The sequence below is a fragment of the Dactylosporangium sp. NPDC050588 genome, from assembly GCF_040654975.1.
Lineage (GTDB): Bacteria > Actinomycetota > Actinomycetes > Mycobacteriales > Micromonosporaceae > Dactylosporangium > Dactylosporangium maewongense.
In genome coordinates this window covers 1-4,749 of the sequence record NZ_JBFAJA010000192.1, presented here as the reverse complement: position 1 = coordinate 4,749, position 4,749 = coordinate 1, and the positions used below count along the sequence as shown (strand labels likewise).

At 74.6% G+C, this 4,749-nt stretch carries 2 protein-coding genes; both read right to left on the bottom strand.

Annotated features, from left to right (window positions below):
* On the bottom strand, positions 1–2,222 hold a 2,222-nt coding region (locus AB0I21_RS57075), incomplete at its 3' end, for a condensation domain-containing protein (RefSeq protein WP_360574393.1).
* The coding region (locus tag AB0I21_RS57070) for an amino acid adenylation domain-containing protein (RefSeq protein ID WP_360574391.1) at positions 2,219–4,749 on the bottom strand (2,531 nt) is incomplete at its 5' end. The genes AB0I21_RS57075 and AB0I21_RS57070, both read right to left, overlap by 4 nt.

Sequence of the window (4,749 nt, the reverse complement as noted above, 5' to 3'; positions counted from 1 at the left end):
ACCAGGTCGGCGCTGAGCGCCTCGCCCGCCGACACGACCGTCGACACCGACGCCAGGTCGGCCGGGTCGAGGACGGCGAGGACCGCCGGCGGCAGCGTCGCGTGCGACACCGCGAAGCGGTCGATCGCCTCGGTGAGACCCGCTCCCGGCAGCAGCTCGTCCGCCGGCGCGACGACCAGCGCGGCGCCCGAGCACAGCGACACGAACATCTCGGCGGTCGCCGCGTCGAACCCGACCGACGCGAACTGCAGCACCCGGCTGCCCGGGGCGAGCGCGAACCGCTCGGCCTGCGCCGCGACCAGGCTGGCCAGGCCCTCGTGGGTGATGACGACGCCCTTCGGCGTCCCCGTCGAGCCCGACGTGTAGATGACGTAGGCCGCGTTCCCCGGGACCGACCGGGCGGCGACGGGTTCGCCGGGCAGGCGGGCGACCGACGCGGCGACCCGGGTGTCGTCGAGGGCGATCGACCGGACCCGGCCGGCGGGCAGCTCGTCGAGGATGTCCTCCTCGCCGAGGACGACGGCGGCGCGGGCGTCGGCGAGCATGAACCGGATGCGTTCGGCCGGCAGCCCGGGGTCGATCGGCAGGTACGCGCCGCCGGCCTTCGACACGGCGAGCAGCGCGACGATCAGGTCAGCGCCGCGGGGCAGGCACACGCCGACCACGGACTCGGTGCCGATGCCGAGGCCGGTCAGGTAGCGGGCGAGCCGGTTCGCGCGGCCGTCCACGTCCGCGAACGACAGCTGCCCGCCGTCGCCGATGACCGCAGGCGCGTCCGGGGTCCGCTCGACCTGCGCGGCGAACAGCTCCGGGAGCGTCGCCGCCGCGACGCCGGCCGCCGTGTCGTTCCACCCGTCGAGGACCCGGTCGCGTTCGCCGGCGTCCCACACGTCGACCGCCGACACCCGCGCCGACGGGTCGGTGAGGACCGCCTCGAGGACCCGCAGCCACCGCTGGCCGATCGCGGCGACCGTCGCGCCGTCGAACAGGTCGGCCGAGCCGGTCAGCACGCCGTGCAGCCCGGCCGGGGCGCCGTCGGCGTCGACCGTCTCGCCGATGTTCAGGTCGAGGTCGAAGCGGGCGGCCGACACCGACTCGGCGGCCGCAGCGTGCCCGCCGACGGCGAGGCCGGGCAGGTCGAGGACGGCGCCGGCGTTGTTCTGGACCGTCAGCATGACCTGGAACAGCGGGTGGCGCGACGGTACACGGGCCGGCGCCAGCTCCTCGACGAGCCGGTCGAACGGCACGTCTTGGTGCTCGAACCCGGCCAGGGAAGTCTCCCGCACCCGGGCCAGCACGTCGGCGAACGTCGGGTCGCCGGACAGGTCGGTCCGCATCACCAGGCTGTTGATGAAGAAGCCGACGAGGTCGTCGAGGGCCTGGTCGGTCCGGCCGGCGGTGGCGGCGCCCATCGGGATGTCGGTGCCCGCGCCGAGCTTCGACAGCACGATCGCCAGGGACGCCTGCACGACCATGAACATGGTGACGCCGTGCTCGGCGACGACGTCCCGTAGGCGCGCGTGCAGGTCCGCGGGCACCTGGCACTCGACCTCGTGCCCGCGGTGGGTCGGCACGGCGGGGCGCGGCCGGTCCGCCGGCAGGTCGAGCTCGGCGGGCAGGCCGGCGAGCGCCTGCCGCCAGTAGGCGATCTGCCGCGTGATGAGGCTGTCCGGGTCGGACTCGTCGCCGAGGAGCTCGCGCTGCCACAGGGTGTAGTCGGCGTACTGGACGGGCAGCGGCTCCCAGTCGGGTGCCTGGCCGGCGCGCCGGGCCGTGTAGGCGGTGGAGAGGTCGCGGGCGAGCGGCCCGGTCGACCAGGCGTCGCACGCGATGTGGTGCACGACGACGACGAGGACGTGGTCGTGCCGGCCGGCGGAGATGAGCCGGGCCCGGATCGGCAGCTCCGTCGTGAGGTCGAACGCGCATTCGGCGGCCGCGTCGACGGCGGGCTGCAGGTCCGCTGGGGCGACCTCGGCGACGTCCAGCGCCCAACCGGTGTCCTCGACGGGGAGGATCCGCTGGTACGGCTGCCCGTCAACGGCGGGCAGCACCGTGCGCAGCACCTCGTGCCGGTCGAGGACGTCGCGCAGCGCCGCGTCGAGGGCGGCGCGGTCGACGTCGCCGGAGAGCCGCAGGACGACCGGGACGGTGTAGAGCGAACTCGGGCCTTCCAGCTGTTCCATGAACCACAGACGCTGCTGCGCGTACGACAACGGGATCATGAGAACTCCTTCGAGTTGCGCATCGGCCGCAGTGCCGGCCGGGTCGACTTGCGGTCGTCCATGTGTGCGGCCAGACCGGCGACGGTCGGGGTTTCGAACAGCGTCCGGATCGACAGGTCGGCGTCGAGGGCGGCGCGGACCCGGCTGATCAGGCGGACGGCGAGCAGGGAGTGCCCGCCGAGGGCGAAGAAGTCGTCGTCGACGCCGACCTCGTCGAGGCCGAGGACCTCGGCGAACGCCTGGCAGAGCGCTTCCTCGCGGGCGTTGGAGGGGCCGCGGCGCGGCCCGGCGGTGACATCCGGAGCGGGCAGCGCGGCCCGGTCGAGCTTGCCGTTGACGGTCAGCGGCAGCGCGTCCAGGCCGACGACGTGGGCGGGGACCATGTATGCGGGGAGGCGTTCCGCCACGAACGCGCGCAGTTCGGCGGGGTCGGCGGCGCCGACGACGTAGGCGACGAGCTGCTGCCCGTCGCGGACCGTCACCGCGACCCGGTCGACGTCCGGGTGAGCGGCGAGGACCGCCTCGATCTCGCCGGGCTCGACCCGGAATCCGCGGATCTTCACCTGCTCGTCCGCGCGACCGACGTAGACGAGGTTTCCGTCCACGGTCCACCGCACCACGTCACCCGTGCGGTACAGCCGGCCGGACCCGAACGGGTTCGCCACGAACCGCTCCGCCGTAAGCCCGGCCCGGCCCGCGTACCCGCGCGCCAGACCGGCACCCGCCACGTACAGCTCACCCGCGACCCCCGGCGGCACCGGCTGAAGGCGGTCGTCGAGGACAAAGGCCCGCGCGTTGAGGATCGGCCCGCCGATCGACGGCACCTCACCCGCCGTCAACGGCTGCGACATGGAGGCACAGACCGTCGTCTCCGTCGGACCGTACGCGTTCACCAGCCTGCGGCCCGGCGCCCAACGGGCGACCAGATCGGCGCTGAGCGCCTCACCCGCGGACACGACCGTCGACACCGGCACCAGATCGGCCGGATCGAGCACGGCGAGAACCGCCGGCGGCAGCGTCGCGTGGGACACCTGGAACCGGTCGATCAGCTCCACCAGACCGGCACCCGGCAGCAGCTCCTCGGCCGGTGCGACCACCAGTGCGGCACCCGAACACAGCGACACGAAGATCTCCGCCGTCGCCGCGTCGAACCCGGCCGACGCGAACTGCAGCACCCGGCTGCCCGGCGCCAGCGCGAACCGCTCCGCCTGCGCCGCCACCAGGCTCGCCAGGCCCGCGTGGGTGACGACGACACCCTTCGGCGTCCCCGTCGAACCCGACGTGTAGATGACGTACGCCGCGTGCGACGGGTGGGCCACGACCGGCAGGGCCGTGTCCGGCAGCTGCGGGTCGGCGGGGATCGTGGACGCGTCGAGCACGACGGTGGCGTAGGCGTCGGCGAGCATGAACTGGGTCCGCTCGACCGGCAGCCCGGGGTCGATCGGCAGGTACGCGCCGCCCGCCTTCGACACCGCGAGGAGCGCGACGACGAGGTCCGCGCCGCGGGGCAGGGACACGCCGACCACGGTCTCGGGTCCGACGCCGAGGCCGGTCAGGTGCCAGGCGAGCCGGTTGGACCGCGCGTCGAGGTCGGCGAACGACAGCGACACGCCGTCGCCGACGACCGCGGGGGCGTCCGGGGTCCGCCGTACCTGCGCCGCGAACAGCTCCGGCAGCGTCGCCGGCGGGAGGTCGGCCGTCGTGTCGTTCCACGCGTGCAGGACGTGGTCGCGTTCGGCCGGCTCCCACACGTCGACCGCCGACAGCCGCACGGCCGGGTCGGTGAGGACCGAGGCGAGGACCCGCAACCACCGCCGGCCGATGGTGGTCACCGTCGCGGCGTCGAACAGGTCCGCCGCCCCGGTCAACGCCCCGTGCAGCCCGGCCGGTGCGCCGTCGGCGTCGAACACCTCACCGAGGTTCAGGTCGAGGTCGAAGCGGGCCGCCGACACGGTCCCGGCGTCCGCGGCGTGCCCGCCGACCGCGATCCCGGGCAGGTCGAGTGCGGCGCCGGCGGTGTTCTGGACGGTCAGCATGACCTGGAACAGCGGGTGGCGGGCCAGGGACCGGGCCGGGGCGAGCTCCTCGACGAGCCGTTCGAACGGCACGTCCTGGTGCTCGAACCCGGCGAGGGTGGTCTCCCGCACCCTGGTCAGGACGTCAGTGAAGGTCGGGTCGCCGGTCAGGTCGACCCGCAGGACGAGGCTGTTGACGAAGAAGCCGACGAGGTCGTCGAGCGCCTGGTCGGTGCGGCCGGCGACCGCGGCGCCGATCGGGATGTCCGTCCCGGCGCCGAGCCGTGCCAGCAGCACCCCGAGCGCCGCCTGCATGACCATGAACACGGTGACGCTGTTGCCCCGGGCGACGTCCAGCAGCCGGGCGTGCAGGTCCGCCGGGACGGTCACCGGCTCCCGATGGCCCTGGTGCGTCGGCGCCGCCGCGCGGGGCCGGTCGGCCGGGAGGGTGAGCTCTTCCGGCAGCCCGGCGAGGGCCTGCCGCCAGTAGCCGACCTGCCGGGCGATCCGGC